The organism is Rhodoferax sp. WC2427 (assembly GCF_040822085.1).
In the GTDB taxonomy this organism is placed as follows: domain Bacteria; phylum Pseudomonadota; class Gammaproteobacteria; order Burkholderiales; family Burkholderiaceae_C; genus Rhodoferax_B.
Genome location: NZ_CP162006.1, coordinates 214452 through 230525 on the forward strand (window position 1 = coordinate 214452; position 16074 = coordinate 230525).

Sequence of the window (16074 nt, forward strand, 5' to 3'; positions counted from 1 at the left end):
CGAAAGTAAAGCGGGGTTTCCGCGCAGTTGGCGCGGGTTAGCCACAGGAGATGCGGTATTATCCCGCCTTTGGTCGCGCGGCCCCTTGGTGGCTCGTAATCGCACCAAAAACCAATCTAAGACCTTTGCAGAACCCGGGCGGCGGGCCTATTGAACACAATATTGCCCACAACCTGGGCACTGCAGGGGTCGTGTCTATCTAGAACCGTATTACACGGCGATGGCGTGCCGATGCGCAGGCCATGCCCGAGAGGATTTTGCATGTTTGGGACTTTCCGTCGGTACTTTTCTACCGACCTGGCCATCGATCTTGGCACCGCCAATACCCTGATTTACGTACGCGGCAAGGGCATTGTGCTGGACGAGCCGTCCGTGGTCGCCATCCGCCACGAGGGCGGGCCGCAAGGCAAAAAAACCATCCAGGCTGTGGGCAAGGAAGCCAAGGCCATGCTGGGCAAAGTGCCCGGCAACATCGAGGCCATCCGCCCGATGAAAGACGGCGTGATTGCCGACTTCACCGTCACCGAGCAGATGCTCAAGCAGTTCATCAAGATGGTGCACCCCCGTGGTGTGTTCCGTCCCAGCCCCCGCATCATCATCTGCGTGCCCTGCGGCTCCACCCAGGTTGAGCGCCGCGCCATCCGTGAGTCGGCCCTGGGCGCGGGTGCTTCCGAGGTGTATTTGATCGAAGAACCCATGGCCGCGGCCATCGGTGCCGGTTTGCCGGTGTCGGAAGCCAGCGGCTCCATGGTGGTGGACATCGGCGGCGGCACCACCGAGGTGGGCGTAATCTCGCTGGGCGGCATGGTCTACAAGGGCAGTGTGCGCGTGGGCGGCGACCGTTTCGACGATGCCATCATCAACTACATCCGCCGCAACTACGGCATGCTGATCGGCGAGCCCACCGCCGAAGCCATCAAGAAGAACATCGGCTCGGCCTTCCCCGGCTCCGAAGTCAAGGAGATGGAAGTCAAGGGCCGCAACCTGTCCGAAGGCGTGCCGCGCAGCTTCACCATCTCCAGCAACGAAATCCTCGAAGCTCTGACCGACCCGCTGAACAATATCGTCGCCTCGGTCAAGAACGCGCTGGAACAAACCCCGCCCGAACTCGGTGCCGACATTGCCGACCGGGGCATGATGCTGACCGGTGGCGGAGCCTTGCTGCGCGACCTGGACCGCCTGCTGGCCGAAGAAACCGGCCTGCCGGTGCTGGTGGCCGAAGAGCCGCTGACCTGCGTGGTGCGCGGCTGCGGCATTGCACTCGAACGCATGGAACGTCTCGGCTCGATCTTCACCAGCGAATAATTTTCGCGGAACACGCCAACCAGAGGTACGGCGATGCCACTTGGTACGCTGGACAGGACCCCGCCCCCGTTCTTCAACCAGGGCCCCTCGGCCCTGACCAAACTCATCTTTTGTAGCGCGCTGGCCCTGTTTTTGATGGTCGCCGATGCGCGTTTTGCGCTGATGCGTCCGCTGCGCGCTGGCCTGGCCACGGCCTTGTACCCGGTGCAGTGGGCGGTGATCGAGCCGATCCGCCTGGTGCTGGGCGGCAGCGCCTACTTCTCCAGCCAGGCCAGTTTGCAAGCCAAGGCGGATGCCGCCCAGCGCCTGCTGGTCACCCAGTCGGTCCGCGCCGGGCAGGTGGAGCAGCTCACCCTGGAAAACACCCGCCTGCGCCAGCTGCTGGAGCTGCGCGCCCAAACCACCACCCCGGCCCAAAGTGCCGAAGTGCTGTACGACGCGGCCGACCCCTACACCCACAAAGTCGTCATCGACAAAGGCACGAGCCAAGGCGTGGTGGCGGGCTCGCCGGTGCTCGACGGCCTGGGCGTGCTGGGCCAGGTCACCCGCGCCTACCCCATGGTCAGCGAGGTCACGCTGCTGATCGACCGCGACCAGGCCATCCCCGTGCTCAACACCCGCACCGGCGCGCGCAGCGTGGCCTATGGCGATCCGGCCTCGTACGGCGGCCAGCTGGAGCTGCGCTTCATGGCGGGCAACTCCGACGTGCAGATCGGCGACGTGCTGACCACCAGCGGCGTAGACGGCGTGTACCCGCTGGGCCTGCAGGTGGCGACTATCGCCAAGATCGAGCGCCGTGCCGACTCGGCCTTTGCCCGCATCTACTGCACGCCGGTGGCCCAGGTGGCCGGTCCGCGGCACGTGCTGGTGCTGCAGCCGGTGGCGGCGCAGATCCCTGAAATGCCCCCGGCTCCCGCTCCGGTGGTTGCTCCTAAAAAAGGAGCTAAGAAATGATGCTGAATAAGCGCGGGAGCCTCCCATGATCATGCGTCCTGGGCAGCAGTTGCTGTTGCCTGCCAACCCGGTATTCATCGGTGTCAGCCTGGTGCTGGCCCTGCTGTTCAACATGGCCGAAAACATCGGCCTGTGGGGCCGCGCGCCCTGGGTGCCCGACCTGCTGGCGGTGCTGCTGGTGTTCTGGAGCGTGCACCAGCCGCAGCGCGTGGCCATTGGCACCGCCTTCGTGTTTGGCCTGTTCATGGACGTGCACCAGGTCAGCCTGCTGGGCCTGCATGCGCTGGCCTACAGCGTGATGAGCTTTCTGGCCATCGCCATGCACCGCCGCCTGCTGTGGTTTACCGTGCCCTCGCAGGCCATGCAGGTGCTGCCGCTGTTCGTGGTGGCGCACCTGGTGGCCTTTGTGCTGCGCATGCTGGGCGGGGGCGTGTTTCCCGGCTGGTCGATCTTGCTGGCACCGGTGATCGAAGCCCTGCTGTGGCCGCTGGTCAGCATCCTGCTGCTGGCACCGCAACGCATGGCCCCGGACCCGGATAAAACCCGGCCTTTATGACCGAACTCAAGGACGTAGGCGCCGAGATCTACCGCTTTCGTCTGCGGCTGGTGGCCGCCGGGGTGGTGGTGGTGCTGGCGTTTGGCGGGGTGGTGGCGCGGCTGTCGTACCTGCAGATCACGCGGCATGACGACCTGTTGGAGCAGGCCGAAAACAACCGCACCGCCATCGTGCCGGTGGTGCCCAACCGGGGCCTGATCCTGGACCGCAACGGTGTGGTGCTGGCCAGCAACTACTCGGCCTACACGCTGGAGATCACCCCCAGCAAAGTCGGCGACCTGGAACAAACCATCGACGACCTGGCCCAGGTGGTGGACATCCAGCTGCGCGACCGCAAACGGTTCAAGAAGCTGGCCGAAGAGTCGCGCAACTTCGAGTCGCTGCCCATCCGCACCCGGCTGACCGACGTGGAAGTGGCCCGTTTTGCCGCCCAGCGCTACCGGTTCCCCGGCGTGGACATCAAGGCCCGGCTGTTCCGCAGCTACCCGTTTGGCGAGCTGGCCAGCCACGTGATCGGCTACATCGGCCGCATCAACCAGGCCGAAAAAACCCGCATCGACGATTCGGACGACGAAGACAACTACAAAGGCACCGAATACATCGGCAAGCTGGGCATCGAGCAAAGCTACGAGACGCAACTGCACGGCCTGACCGGGGTGGAAGAGATCGAAACCTCGGCCGGGGGCCGTGCCGTGCGCCGCCTGGCCAGCAACCCGGCCACGCCCGGCAACACGGTGGTCATGTCGCTCGACATCAAGCTGCAAAAGCTGGTCGAAGACCTGTACGGCGACCGCCGCGGTGCGCTGGTGGCGCTGGACCCGAAAACCGGCGAGGTGCTGGCCTTTGTGAGTAAGCCCACCTTCGACCCGAACCTGTTTGTCGAAGGCATCGATTCGGAGAGCTGGGCCGCGCTGAACGGCTCGCCCGACAAGCCGCTGCTCAACCGCGCGCTGCGCGGCACCTACCCGCCGGGTTCCACCTACAAGCCCTTCATGGCCCTGGCCGCGCTGGAAACCGGCAAGCGCACACCGCAGCAATCCATCATGGACCCCGGCTACTTCATGTTTGCCGGCCACCGTTTCCGCGACGACAAGGAAGGCGGCCACGGCACGGTGGACATGTACCGGTCCATCGTCCAATCGTGTGACACCTACTACTACATGCTGGCCAACGACATGGGCGTGGACCTGATCCACGACGAAGTGGGCAAGTTCGGTTTTGGCGGCCTCACCGGTATCGACATCCAGGGCGAAGTGCGCGGCATTCTGCCGTCCACCGCCTGGAAGCGCCGCGCCTACAAGCGGCCCGAGCAGCAACGGTGGTACGCCGGGGAAACCATTTCGCTGGGCATCGGCCAGGGGTACAACAACTTCACCATGCTGCAACTGGCCACGGCCACCGGCGTTCTGGCCAACGACGGCATCAAGATGAAGCCGCACCTGGTCAAGGAAGTGGTGGACGTGGTGACCCGCAATGCCCAGCAAACGCTGCGCGAGATCAAGGCCGAAATCAGCGCCAAACCCGCCAACATCGAGGTCATCAAACGCGCCCTGGTGGGCGTGAACATCGAAGGCACCGGGGCCACCGCATTCCGCGGCGCGGGCTACGTGGCGGCGGGCAAGACCGGCACCGCCCAGGTGGTGTCGATCGGCAAAAACGAGAAATACAACGCCGCCAATACGGCAGAGCGCTTCCGCGACCACGCGCTCTACATGGCCTTCGCCCCGGCAGAGAATCCGCAAATCGCCCTGGCCATGGTGGTGGAAAACGCCGGTTTTGGCGGCGTGGCCGCAGCACCGATTGCGCGCCGGGTGTTCGACTACTGGCTGCTGCAAAAGTACCCCAGCGTGCAAGACCTGGCTGCCGTGCGCATGGGCCAGGCCCCGGTACCCATCGGCACGCCGCGCGCCATTGCCGAAGTGGCCGAGCTGCCGGGCTATGTGGCCCCGGCCGCTGCGGCGGCCTCTGCGGCATCCGCTCCAGCCTTGGCCGCCAGCGCCGTGGCTCCGGTAAAGATTGCGACTAAAAAGTGATCCCCGCGCTTATTCCATAAGCGTGAGAAGCTACTAAAAACAGAGCGCTTTTGCGTGCCGCGTTCAGGCTGACGCGCGCGCGATGATCGAAAAGCCGATATCCACAATCGGCTCGGCAATCGGGCGGCCATCGGCGCGGTCCACGATGTACTGCGCGGCGGTCTGGCCGATGCGGGTGCCGTCGATGCGCACCGTGGTCAGCGCCGGGTGCAGGTGGGCGGCCAGGCCCAGGTCGCCCAGGCCGACGATGGCCACCTGCCCCGGTACCGCCAACCCGCGCGCCTGGGCCTCGATCAGCACGCCCAGCGCCAGCATGTCCGAGCTGCAAAACACGGCGTCAACACCTTCGGGGCGCGCCAGCAACTCGGCCAGCCCGCTGCGGCCCGCGCCCAGCGTGGTGGGGGGCGGGCTGAGAACCACCGGCACGTCCTGCGCGGCACCCAGGCTGCGCGCCATGCGCTGGAAGCCGCCGTTGCGACGGCGGGCACGCTCGTCGCTGCCGCAGATCAACGCCGGGCGGCGGTAGCCGCGCTGGTGCAGGTAGGCGCACACCGCCGCACCGATGTCTTCGTTGGAAAAGCCCACCAGCATGTCGATGGGCGTGGGCGTCAGGTCCCAGGTTTCCACCACCGGGATGCCCGAGGCCAGCAATTGCTTGCGCCCGGCCTGCGAATGCATGATGCCGGTGAGCACAATGCCGTCGGGGCGGCGGCGGATGATGGCGTCCAGCAGCGCGTCTTCGCGGGCGCTGTCGTAGCCGCTTTGGCCCACCATCAGCTGGTAGCCCTGGGCATCCAGCGCCTGGTTCAGTGCCTGGATGGTTTCCTGGAACACCGGCCCGGTCAGCGTGGGCAGCACTGCCGCCACCAGCCGGGCCCTGGACGAGCGCAGCCCGCCGGCCATGCCGTTGGGCACAAAGCCGGTGCTGCGCACCACCACCATCACTTTTTCCAGCGTGGCGGGCGACACCTGCGCCGGGTGGTTCAGCGCCCGGGAGACGGTCATGGCGGAGACACCCGCCATCCTGGCGATGTCATGGACAGTGAAATGGTGGGACATGGTGGTGGGCATACAGACTGAAAAGCTGCCGGGATGATACCCATAACATCGGCGATGTGGATTCGTTTGTGCGCGGTTAATTGCGGACGCACCGCCTAAAGACTAGGGTAATTCCTAGTTTTTCGTCTAAACATTAGCGATACGATTCGTTTTAAGTTGTTATCGATAACAAAACACTCCGTAACGAAATAATCCGAAGCACACCATGACCCTCCAGTCCCCCTCCGCCACCCCCCGGATCACCGCGCTGCAGGTCATTCCGGTGGCCGGGCATGACGACATGCTGATGAACCTGAGTGGCGCGCACGGTCCGTTCTTCACCCGCAACCTGCTCATCCTGACCGACAACGCGGGCCACACTGGCGTGGGCGAGGTGCCCGGTGGCGAGAAGATCCGCCAGACGCTGGAGGATGCCCGGGCGCTGATCGTCGGCCAGTCGATTGGCAACTACCAGGCCGTGCTGAACGCCATGCGCCGCCAGTTCGCCGAGCGCGACAGCGGTGGGCGCGGGCAGCAGACCTTCGACCTGCGGGTGGCCATCCACGCCGTGACCGCTGCCGAGTCGGCCCTGTTGGACCTGCTGGGCCAGCACCTGGACCTGCCGGTCGCCGCGCTCCTGGGTGAAGGCCAGCAGCGCGATGCCGTGCAGATGCTGGGCTACCTGTTCTACGTGGGCGACAGTGCCCAAACCCACCTGGCCTACCGCACCGAGCCCGGTGCCGACAACGACTGGTTCCGCCTGCGCCACCAAAAAGCCATGACCCCCGAAGCCATCGTGCGCCTGGCCGAAGCGGCCCAGCAGCGCTATGGCTTCCAGGACTTCAAGCTCAAAGGCGGCGTGCTGCGCGGCGACGAGGAAGTGGATGCCGTGGTGGCGCTGCACGAGCGCTTCCCCGAGGCGCGCGTGACGCTGGACCCCAATGGCGGCTGGCTGCTCAACGATGCCATCCGCCTGGGCCAGCGCATGCGCGGCGTGGTGGCCTATGCCGAAGACCCCTGCGGTGCCGAAGGCGTGTTCTCTGGCCGCGAGGTGATGGCCGAGTTCCGCCGCGCCACGGGTCTGCCCACGGCCACCAACATGGTCGCCACCGACTGGCGCGAAATGGCCCACAGCCTGGCGCTGCAGTCGGTCGATATTCCCCTGGCCGACCCGCACTTCTGGACCATGGCCGGTTCGGTGCGGGTGGCCCAGATGTGCCAGGCCTTCGGGCTGACCTGGGGCTCGCATTCCAACAACCATTTTGATGTGTCCTTGGCCATGTTCACCCACGTGGGTGCGGCCGCACCCGGCAGGGTCACGGCCATCGACACGCACTGGATCTGGCAGGACGGCCAGCGCCTGACCAAGGAGCCTTTGCGCATCGAAGGCGGTTATGTCAAGGTACCGCAGAAACCGGGCCTGGGCGTGGAGCTGGACATGGCCGAGGTCGAGAAGGCCCACCAGCTGTACCTGCAGCACGGCCTGGGCGCGCGTGACGATGCCACGGCCATGCAGTTCCTCATCCCCGGCTGGAAGTTCGACAACAAGCGCCCGTGCATGGTGCGTTGATTTCTGCGTTCATCACTACTACCAACAAAGAGGCAAGCGCCATGAAATTCCCTTCCCCCCTTTTGAAGACCGTTGCAGCCCTGGGCCTGCTGGGCCTGGCCACCGTGGCCGTGGCCGACATCCGCGTCATGTGCTACCAGGACGGCATCGAATGCGACGTGACCGCCGACCTGATCAAGCGCTACGAGAAGCAAAACCCCGGTGCCAAGGTGAACCTGGACATCGTGCCCTACAAAACCGTGGTCGAGCAGCTGCCCATCCAGCTGGCCGCGGGCCAAGGCCCGGACATCGCCCGCGTGGCCGAAATCGGTGGCTTGTCGAAGAACTACATCGACATCGGCCCCTACCTGAAAGACCGCAAATACTGGGAAGCCAACTTCGGCAGCACCCTGCCCTGGATGCGCAACAAGGCGGGCGACAAGGGCATCTACGGCATGCTGTCGCAGCTCACCATGACCGGCCCGTTTGTCAACAAAACCCTGTTTGAACAGGCCAAGATCCCCATGCCTGGCCCCAAGGCCACCTGGGACGAGTGGGCCGACGCAACCCGCAAGGTGGCCAAGGCCACCCAGACCCCCGCCGCCATGGCCTGGGACCGCTCGGGCCACCGCTTTGCCGGACCGGCCGTGAGCTTCGGTGCCAAGATTTTTGATGCCAAGGGTAACCTGGCGCTGGACGAGGGCTACAAGACCACCGTGGCCAAGCTGGTCGGCTGGCACAAGGACGGCACCATGCTGAAAGACGTGTGGGGCGGCTCCGGCGGCTCCAGCTATGCCGATACCGTGGGCGAGTTCAAGAACGGGCGGGTGGTGATGGTGCTGTCGGGCTCCTGGCAGATCAACCGCATGCAAAAAGAAATCGGCAACGCGTTTGACTGGGTGGCCGTGCCCAACCCCTGCGGCCCCGCCGCCTGCTCCGGCATGCCCGGCGGCTCGGCCTGGGTGGCTTTGAAGACCACCAAGTCGCCCAAGGAAGTGGCCCAGTTCCTGGACTTCATGGCGCAAGAGGCCAACGTGGCCGAATTCGCCTCGCGCACCAACACCATCCCGGCCCACGCCGGGGTGGCCCAGCGCGGCCTGGCCTACACCAGCGCCGGCCCTGCGGCCAAGGCCGCGCTGACGGTGTTCACCAACGGCACGCCCACCGTGGCCCCCGCCGCCTATGCGCTGCAGGGCTACAAATACAACCGCGCCCTGATGCTGCCCACCGTGACCCGCGTCACCCAGGCCATCGTCGGCGAGATCAGCGTGGACGAGGCGGTCAACAAGATCAGCACCGACATGGCCGAGGCGGTGAAGCAGGCCGAAAAGTAGACGCCTGGTTCTGCGTTAGATGCTTTTTAGGCCTCCAGCGCTTATGGATAGAGCGTGAGAAGCTATTAATTTTGTAGTGTAGCGAGAAGCAAGCCCCCTGCCGTTGCGGCGGCGGGGGCCATGCCTGCGCCCGCGCGGGCCGCTGGAGAGGAAATCTATGTCTGTGTTTCTGCGCCTTCTGGGCTTGTTCTTCAACCTGTTCGAGCCGGTGTTCCGGCTCGGGCAGAAGTGGCTGGGGGCCTCCAGGATCGGCTGGCTGTTTGTGGGGCCGAACCTGCTGGTCATCAGCATCTTCACCTTCCTGCCCATCGTCATCAACCTGGTCTACGCGGTGACCGGCGGGGTCAACCTGCTGCCCACGCAGCGGCCCTTCACGGGGGTGGAGAACTTCGCCATCCTGCTGGAATGCCGCGACTACAGCGACCTGCAGAGCTGCCGCACCGACATCTTCTGGCGCTCGATCTTCAACACCATCCAATTCAGCGCCATCCAGGTGGTGCTGATGCTGTTTTTCTCGCTGGTCACGGCCCTGGTGCTGAACCGCAAGATCATCGGCCGGGGCTTCTGGCGCGGCGTGTTCTTCTATCCGGTGCTGCTGTCGCCGGTGGTGGTGGCGCTGATCTGGAAGTGGTTGTTGCAAAGCCAGGGCGTGTTCAATGCCGGGCTGGTGGCCCTGGGCAGCACGCCGATGGACTGGCTGCTGGACCGGCACTGGGCCTTCTTCTGGGTGGTGGTGGTGTCCATCTGGGCGCACATGGGTTTTTACACGCTGATTTTGCTGGCCGGTTTGCAGGCCATTCCCAAAGACGTGTACGAGGCCGCCGAGATGGATGCCGCACCGCCGTTTCGCGTGCTGCGGCGCATCACCCTGCCGCTTTTGATGCCCAACCTGATCGTGGTGCTGGTGCTGGTGATGATCCGCGCGGTGCAGAGCTTTGACGAGGTCTTTGTGCTCACCGGCGGCGGGCCGGGCTCGGCCACCACCTTCATCGTGCAGTACATCTACCAGACCGGTTTTGCCGAGCAAATCCACCTGTACGGCCTGGCAGCAGCGGCTTCGCTGATCCTGGCTGTGGGCCTGATGGCCCTGACCCTGGCGCAGCTGCGCCTGTCCAAGGCCAGCGACGCTGGCAAAACCAAGAAGTAAGGACGGCACACCATGGCCAATTTTGTAACCCGCACCCGAGGCCGCAACCGTCTCCACTGGACCGACTGGGTGTCGTATGCCTACCTGGTGGTGGGCCTGTTCGTGATGTTCGGCCCGGTGCTGTGGCTGGTGATGTCGTCGTTCAAGACCGAGAGCGCGCTCAGCCAGTTTCCGCCCAGCTTTTTGCCCTACAGCCAGAAAGAGGTGGTGGTGGCCGGGTTTGACAAACCGCTGCCGTTGTTCCTGGCCAAGGATGAGAGCGGCCAGACCCGCACGCTGGCCCAGGTGCGCCGCATCGGCATCATGGCCACCATGGTGGACCCGGCTGCGCCAGAGACTGAGATCCGCGTCAACATCAACGACCGCAAGCCGCTCAACGAGCTGAAGTTTGCCAGCGGCAACTACACCGAGCTGTTCGGCAAGTTCGCCTTTGGCAGCTACCTGTGGAACAGCGTGTTCATCACCGTGGTGGCCACCATCCTCACGCTGCTGTTCAACTCGATGGCGGCGTTTGCCCTGTCCAAGTACCAGTTCACCGGGCAGAAAACCGTGTTCGTGCTGATCATCGCCACGCTGATGATTCCGCCCACCATCATTCTGGTGCCCGCGTTTCTGGTGATCTCGGAGCTGAACCTGCTCAACAACCTGTGGGGCGTGATCCTGCCCGCCGTGGCCACGCCCACCGGGGTGTTTTTGCTGCGCCAGTACATGCTGACCATTCCCGACGAGCTGCTGGAGGCCGCCCGCATGGACAACGCCAGCGAATGGCGCATCTACTGGAAGATCATCCTGCCGCTGGCGGCCCCGGCCATGGCGGTGCTGGCCATCTTCTCGTTCATGTGGCGCTGGAACGACTTTCTCTGGCCGCTGATCGTGCTGTCCAAGTCCGAGAACTTCACCCTGCAACTGGCCCTGAACGCCTTCCAGGGCGAGCTCAACACCCAATGGCACTACCTGCTGGCCATGACCGTCATCACGCTGATCCCCATCACCCTGGTGTTCACGTTTTTGCAAAAGTACATCACCACCGGCATTGCCAGTGCCGGTGTGAAATAAGGAATTCGCAATGGCTACTTTAGAACTCGCCCAGGTCGTCAAGACCTTCGACAAAACCACCATCATCCACGGCGTGGACCTGCACGTTGCCAACGGTGAATTCGTGGTCTTTGTCGGCCCCTCCGGCTGCGGCAAATCCACGCTCTTACGCATCATCTCCGGGCTGGAGCCCGCCACCAGCGGCGAGATTCGCATCGACGGCCAGCGCGTCAACGAGCTCACCGCCGCGCACCGCGGCTGCTCCATGGTGTTCCAGTCGTATGCGCTGTATCCGCACATGAGCGTGTACGACAACATGGCCTTCGGGCTGGAAAACCTGGGGGTGGCCAAGGACGTGATTGCCACCAAGGTCACCGCCGCCGCCACCATGCTGCAGCTGGGCCCGCTGCTGCAGCGCAAGCCCACCCAGCTCTCGGGCGGGCAGCGCCAGCGGGTGGCCATTGGCCGCTCCATCGTGCGTGAACCCAAGCTGTTTTTGTTCGACGAGCCCCTGAGCAACCTGGATGCCGAGCTGCGTGTTTCGATGCGCGCCGAGATCCGCGACCTGCACGCCCGCCTGGGTGCCACCATGATTTACGTCACCCACGACCAGGTCGAGGCCATGACCATGGCCGACAAGATCGTGGTGCTGCGCGCCGGCCGCATCGAGCAGGTGGGCACGCCGCTGGACCTGTACAACCAGCCTTGCAACCAGTTTGTGGCGGGTTTCATCGGCAGCCCGCGCATGAACTTCGTACCGGCAGCCCAGTTCCCCAGCGCCAAGCCGGGGGCCACCACCGTGGGCATTCGCCCCGAGCATGCGCAGCTGGACGAACACGGCCCCCTGCACCTCCAGGTGGCGCAGGTCGAGCAGCTGGGCAGCACCAGCATCCTGCACGGCAGCGTGGTCGAGGGCACGCCGTTCGAGCTCATCCTGCCCGGCCAGACCCGCATCCAGCGCGGTGACACCGTGCGCGTGACGGCTCCGCCCGAGCACCTGCATTGCTTCGACGCCCACGGCCTCCGTATCTAAATCCGATCTTCACCATGCGCCTCGACCACCCCCCCGTATTCGCCCTGCAATCGCAGCAGGGCAACCACCTCACCTTGGCCAGTCCGGGTGGGGCCACCGCCCACATCTGGGTACTCGAAGAAGACATCGTCCGCGTGCTGGTGCTGCCGCAGGGCCAGTTGCAAATGCCCCGCACCTGGACAGTAGCGCCCGGCCTGGAAGACCTGCCGCCCGAGGGCCGCGACCGCATGGACACCAGCGGCTTTGCGTTGCCCGCGTTTGACCTGTTCGAAGACGGCACCCGGCTGTGCATCACCACCGCCCAGGTGCGCCTGACGGTTGCGCTGCAAGGCTTCTTCTGCCGCTGGGAGGGCCAGCACCAGGGCGCCTGGACGGCCACCGCCGCCGACCGCGCCACCCAAAGCTACAACTTCGGCTGGTGGGACGAGAAGGTCTACCACTACCTGGAGCGCACCCGGGGCGAGCAGTACTTTGGCCTGGGCGAGCGCGCGGGCGATGCCAACCGCGCGGGCCAGCGCTACCGCATGTGCAACCTCGACCCCATGGGCTACAACGCCCGCAGCACCGACCCGCTGTACAAGCACATCCCGTTCTACATCACCCGCAAAGGGGGCGAAAAAGACGCAGGCCTCAGCTTTGGTTTGTTCTACGACACCCTGTCCGACTGCAGCTTCGACATGGGCCGCGAGATGGACAACTACCACGGCCACTACCGCTATTTTGTGGCCGACCATGGCGACCTCGACCTGTATTACATCGCCGGAGCCGACCCGGCCGCCATCACCCGCCGCTACACCTGGCTGACCGGCAGGCCCATCTTTCCGCCGCGTTACGCACTGGGCTATTCCGGCTCCACCATGCGCTACACCGACGCGCCCAACGCCCAGGAGCGCATGGGCGAATTCCTGGCCCGCTGCGCCGAGCACGACATCCCCTGCGACTCGTTCCACCTGTCCTCGGGCTACACCTCCATCGGCGCGGGCCGCTACGTCTTCCACTGGAACCGCGACAAATTCCCCGACCCGGCCGCCTTCGTGCAAAGCTACCTCGACCGGGGCGTGCGCCTGGTGCCCAACATCAAGCCCGCCCTGCTGCGCGACCACCCGCGCTTCGAAGAGGCCACCCAGGCCGGCCTGCTGATCCACGACCCCGACGGCCAGCCCACCGCCGTGCAGTTCTGGGACGGCACCGGCGGCTACCTGGACTTCACCAACCCCGCCACCATTGCCTGGTGGAAGCAGCAGGTCACCACCCAGCTGCTGCAGCTGGGCATCCCCACCACCTGGAACGACAACAACGAGTTCGAGATCTGGAGCAGCCAGGCCCAGGTGCACGGCTTTGGCACACCGCGTGCCGCCATGGAAGCCCGGCCCCTGCAAACCATGCTGATGGTGCAGGCCTCGCACGCCGCGCAAACCGAATACGCCCCGCAGGAGCGGCCGTTTCTGGTGTCGCGCTCGGGTGCGGCGGGCATGCAGCGCTATGTGCAAACCTGGTCGGGCGACAACTACACCGCCTGGGACACGCTCAAGTACAACATCCGCATGGGCCTGGGCCTGGCCATGTCCGGTGTGTCCAACACCGGGCACGACATTGGCGGCTTCAGCGGCCCCGCACCCGGCCCCGAGCTGCTGGTGCGCTGGGTGCAGCACGGCATTTTTCTGCCGCGCTTCAGCATCCATTCGTGGAACGACGACCAGACCGTCAACGAGCCCTGGATGCACCCCGCCGTCACGCCGCAGATCCGCGCGCTGGTGCACTTGCGCTACCGGCTCATGCCGTATTTTTACGACCTGGTGTGGCGCTACCACCGCAGCTTCGCACCCATCATCCGCCCCACCTACTACGACTTCCCCGAAGACGCGCAGCGCCTGGAGGAAAACGACGACATGCTGCTGGGCGCGCACCTGCTGGTCGCCGCCGTGGTGGAGCCCGGCCAGACCGCGCGCCGCGTCTGGCTGCCTGGCACCGGGGCCTGGGTCTGCTGGCACAGCGCGGCGTACTTCGACGCCGGGCAGTGGATCAGCCTGCCCGCCGCGCTGGACTGCCCGCCGCCGCTGCTGGCCCAGGCCGGGTGCGCCATCCCGCTGAACGTGGGCGAGATCCACTTCGACAACGTGCAGGACGTGCGCGGCTTCCAGGTGTTTCCGCACCCCGGCGCGGGCCAGTTTGAGGCCACCTGCTTTGAAGACGACGGCCATTCGCAGGCCTGCCGCGACGGGGCTTACGGCCAGTGGCGGCTGCAGGTGAGCAGCAGCTCCGACAGCCTGCACATCACGGTGGCCCGCGAAGGCCAGCAGCCACCCACGCAAGCAAACCTGCTGCTGCGCCTGCCCGCCGCCGAAGCGCGCCCGCTGGCGGTGGCCGGGGCCACGGTGGCCCGCAGCACGGTGGTAGATGCGTGGCGCGAAGTTTTAGTGGTGTTTTAGGCCTCTAGCGCTTATGCCAAGGGCGTGACGAGCTACATATTAAATAGCAAATCCGCTACTGGAAAAACGCGGTGTAGCCGGTCTTCAAGATCAGCGCGCTCACCACCACGATGAACACGGTGCGCACAAAACCCGTGCCGTGCTTCAGCGCCATGCGCGAGCCCAGCACGCTGCCCAGCACATTGGCAATGGCCATGGGCAGCACAAAGTGCCACCAGATGTGGCCGGTGGAGACAAACAGGATCAGCGCCGCCAGGTTGGTGGCGGTGTTGAGCAGCTTGGCCGAGGCCGAGGCGTGCAAAAAGTCGTAGCCCAGCCAGCGCACCAGCAAAAACACAAAGAAGCTACCCGTGCCGGGACCAAAAAAGCCGTCGTAAAAACCGATGGTCAGGCCAATCGCGCTGGCGATCAGTGCCTCCTGCAGGCCGGAAAAGCGCGGCGCGTGCACCGCGCCCAGTTGCTTCTTGGCCAGGGTGTAGACCAGCACGGCCAGCAGAATCACCGGCAGCAGCTTGCGCAAGAAGTCGCTGGGCACCACCGTCACCAGCCAGGCCCCGAACATCGCCCCGGCAAAACCCGCTACCGCCGCGGGCAGCAGGCTCTGCCAGCGCAACTGCACCCGGCGGCTGTACTGCCAAGTGGCAAAGCCCGTGCCCCAGATGGAGGCCCCCTTGTTGACCCCGAACAGCGTGGCCGGGTGGGCCGTGGGGAAGGTGGCAAACAGCGCAGGCACCAGGATCAGGCCGCCGCCGCCCACAATCGCATCGATAAAACCGGCCAGCAGCGAGGCCAGCGAGACAAAAAGGAGTTCCATGCGAAGATTGTCGCATCCAGAAGTGCTATGGATTCAGGAGCTCCTCATGCCCTGTCCATAAGCGCTACCCGCGTAAAAAGCTTGCAAGCACTGCGGCCAGGCGCGTGCGGCAGAAGCCGGGCCACAAAAAGAAAAAGCGCCGGGGTGAAGCGGCGCTTTTCAAAAACATCTCGTAGCGGATGTCTAAATAAATTTGTTGATCATTCTGCTGGGTGTCTCCCCGGACCCTCGCTGGGAGAGGCCTTGGGCCTCTCTGCAAGTTGACGAGACTGTATACCCTTGTGTGGGCAAAGGTATTAGGACTTACCCTTTCTGGTGCGCACTTTTTTGGGGTGCCGTGTACCCGGCCCTTTAGTGGGCCACCTGGCGACGTGCCAGCAACTGTTCTTCGGCCATGAAATCGCTGTAGGTGAAGTCGGAGGGGCCCATGCCGGCTTCGTCGTCTTCGTCCTTCAGGGCCTGGGTCAGCAGCTTGCGCAGCACCATCAGGCTGCCGGGGTCGAGGGCTTTTTCGGTCTCCAGCAGGGCTTGCTGCAGGTCGGCGCTGCCCATGTGGGCCTTGCGCGGGTTCAGGGTTTCGATACCGCGGATGAGCCGCTGGGCCAGTTGCCGGGTGGCGATGAAGCGGCTGGCGGCAAATGCGGGGTGCACCCGGCTCAGCACCAGTTGCAGGCCGCCGAGCAGGATTTGCAGCTCCAGCAGCTTGGGGTTGTCGGTCACCCGGGGCAGCATCAGCTCGGCGTTCCAGGGGGATTCTTGGCGCAGGTCGGGTGTGTTCATAGCGCCAAAGTTTATAGACTGCTATGGTTTTGAATCACCGCAAAGCGGCATAAACGCCCGGCAATTG

Annotated in this window: 13 protein-coding genes; 10 read left to right on the forward strand and 3 right to left on the reverse strand. The window is 64.8% G+C overall.

The genetic code is table 11. The features are described 5' to 3' along the window. Positions 1–261: 261 nt before the first annotated feature. From AB3G31_RS00995 to mrdA, 4 genes are read left to right on the forward strand one after another with little or no spacing between them, the layout of a single operon-like run. Entirely contained in the window at positions 262–1305 is a 1044-nt protein-coding gene (locus AB3G31_RS00995) for a rod shape-determining protein (protein WP_295952839.1), read from the forward strand. A 33-nt stretch (positions 1306–1338) separates the two neighbouring features. Further along, a complete protein-coding gene (gene mreC / locus AB3G31_RS01000) occupies positions 1339–2259 on the forward strand; it encodes a rod shape-determining protein MreC (protein WP_367848388.1) in 921 nt (306 codons plus the stop codon). A gap of 25 nt (positions 2260–2284) precedes the next feature. Continuing rightward, positions 2285–2815, forward strand: a complete 531-nt coding sequence (gene mreD, locus AB3G31_RS01005; protein WP_367848389.1) for a rod shape-determining protein MreD — start codon at positions 2285–2287, stop codon at positions 2813–2815. Continuing rightward, entirely contained in the window at positions 2812–4848 is a 2037-nt protein-coding gene (gene mrdA / locus AB3G31_RS01010) for a penicillin-binding protein 2 (RefSeq protein WP_367848390.1), read from the forward strand. The genes mreD and mrdA overlap by 4 nt, the downstream gene beginning before the upstream one ends. Positions 4849–4911: 63 nt before the next feature. Here the strand turns inward: mrdA and AB3G31_RS01015 are convergent, their stop codons facing one another. Next, positions 4912–5907, reverse strand: a complete 996-nt coding sequence (locus AB3G31_RS01015) for a LacI family DNA-binding transcriptional regulator (protein ID WP_367848391.1) — start codon at positions 5905–5907, stop codon at positions 4912–4914. 205 nt (positions 5908–6112) lie between these two features. Here AB3G31_RS01015 and gudD point away from each other — a divergent pair, with 205 nt between their 5' ends. The 6 genes from gudD (at position 6113) to AB3G31_RS01045 (ending at position 14413) form a co-directional block, all read left to right on the forward strand. Further along, complete coding sequence (gene gudD, locus AB3G31_RS01020; protein WP_367848392.1) at positions 6113–7456, forward strand: glucarate dehydratase; 1344 nt, start codon at positions 6113–6115, stop codon at positions 7454–7456. Between the two features lie 41 nt (positions 7457–7497). Then, positions 7498–8769 carry an ABC transporter substrate-binding protein gene (locus AB3G31_RS01025; RefSeq protein WP_367848393.1) on the forward strand — a complete coding sequence of 424 codons (1272 nt, stop codon included), beginning with the start codon at positions 7498–7500 and terminating at the stop codon, positions 8767–8769. 157 nt (positions 8770–8926) lie between these two features. Then, a complete protein-coding gene (locus AB3G31_RS01030) occupies positions 8927–9916 on the forward strand; it encodes a carbohydrate ABC transporter permease (RefSeq protein WP_367848394.1) in 990 nt (329 codons plus the stop codon). Between the two features lie 12 nt (positions 9917–9928). Next, positions 9929–10972 (forward strand): carbohydrate ABC transporter permease, encoded by a 1044-nt coding sequence (locus AB3G31_RS01035; protein WP_367848395.1) that lies wholly within the window; start codon positions 9929–9931, stop codon positions 10970–10972. A 10-nt stretch (positions 10973–10982) separates the two neighbouring features. Continuing rightward, complete coding sequence (locus AB3G31_RS01040) at positions 10983–11984, forward strand: ABC transporter ATP-binding protein (RefSeq protein ID WP_367848396.1); 1002 nt, start codon at positions 10983–10985, stop codon at positions 11982–11984. Between the two features lie 14 nt (positions 11985–11998). Beyond that, positions 11999–14413, forward strand: coding sequence for a TIM-barrel domain-containing protein (locus AB3G31_RS01045; RefSeq protein WP_367848397.1), 2415 nt, complete (start codon positions 11999–12001; stop codon positions 14411–14413). A 55-nt stretch (positions 14414–14468) separates the two neighbouring features. On the opposite strand, the gene AB3G31_RS01050 is transcribed toward AB3G31_RS01045, so the two are convergent. Both AB3G31_RS01050 and AB3G31_RS01055 read right to left on the reverse strand, forming a co-directional pair. Next, the gene (locus AB3G31_RS01050) at positions 14469–15227 is read right to left on the reverse strand and encodes a sulfite exporter TauE/SafE family protein (RefSeq protein ID WP_367848398.1); all 759 of its coding nucleotides are present in this window, start codon (positions 15225–15227) and stop codon (positions 14469–14471) included. A gap of 351 nt (positions 15228–15578) precedes the next feature. Beyond that, positions 15579–16007 carry a hypothetical protein gene (locus tag AB3G31_RS01055; RefSeq protein WP_367848399.1) on the reverse strand — a complete coding sequence of 143 codons (429 nt, stop codon included), beginning with the start codon at positions 16005–16007 and terminating at the stop codon, positions 15579–15581. Positions 16008–16074: the final 67 nt, after the last annotated feature.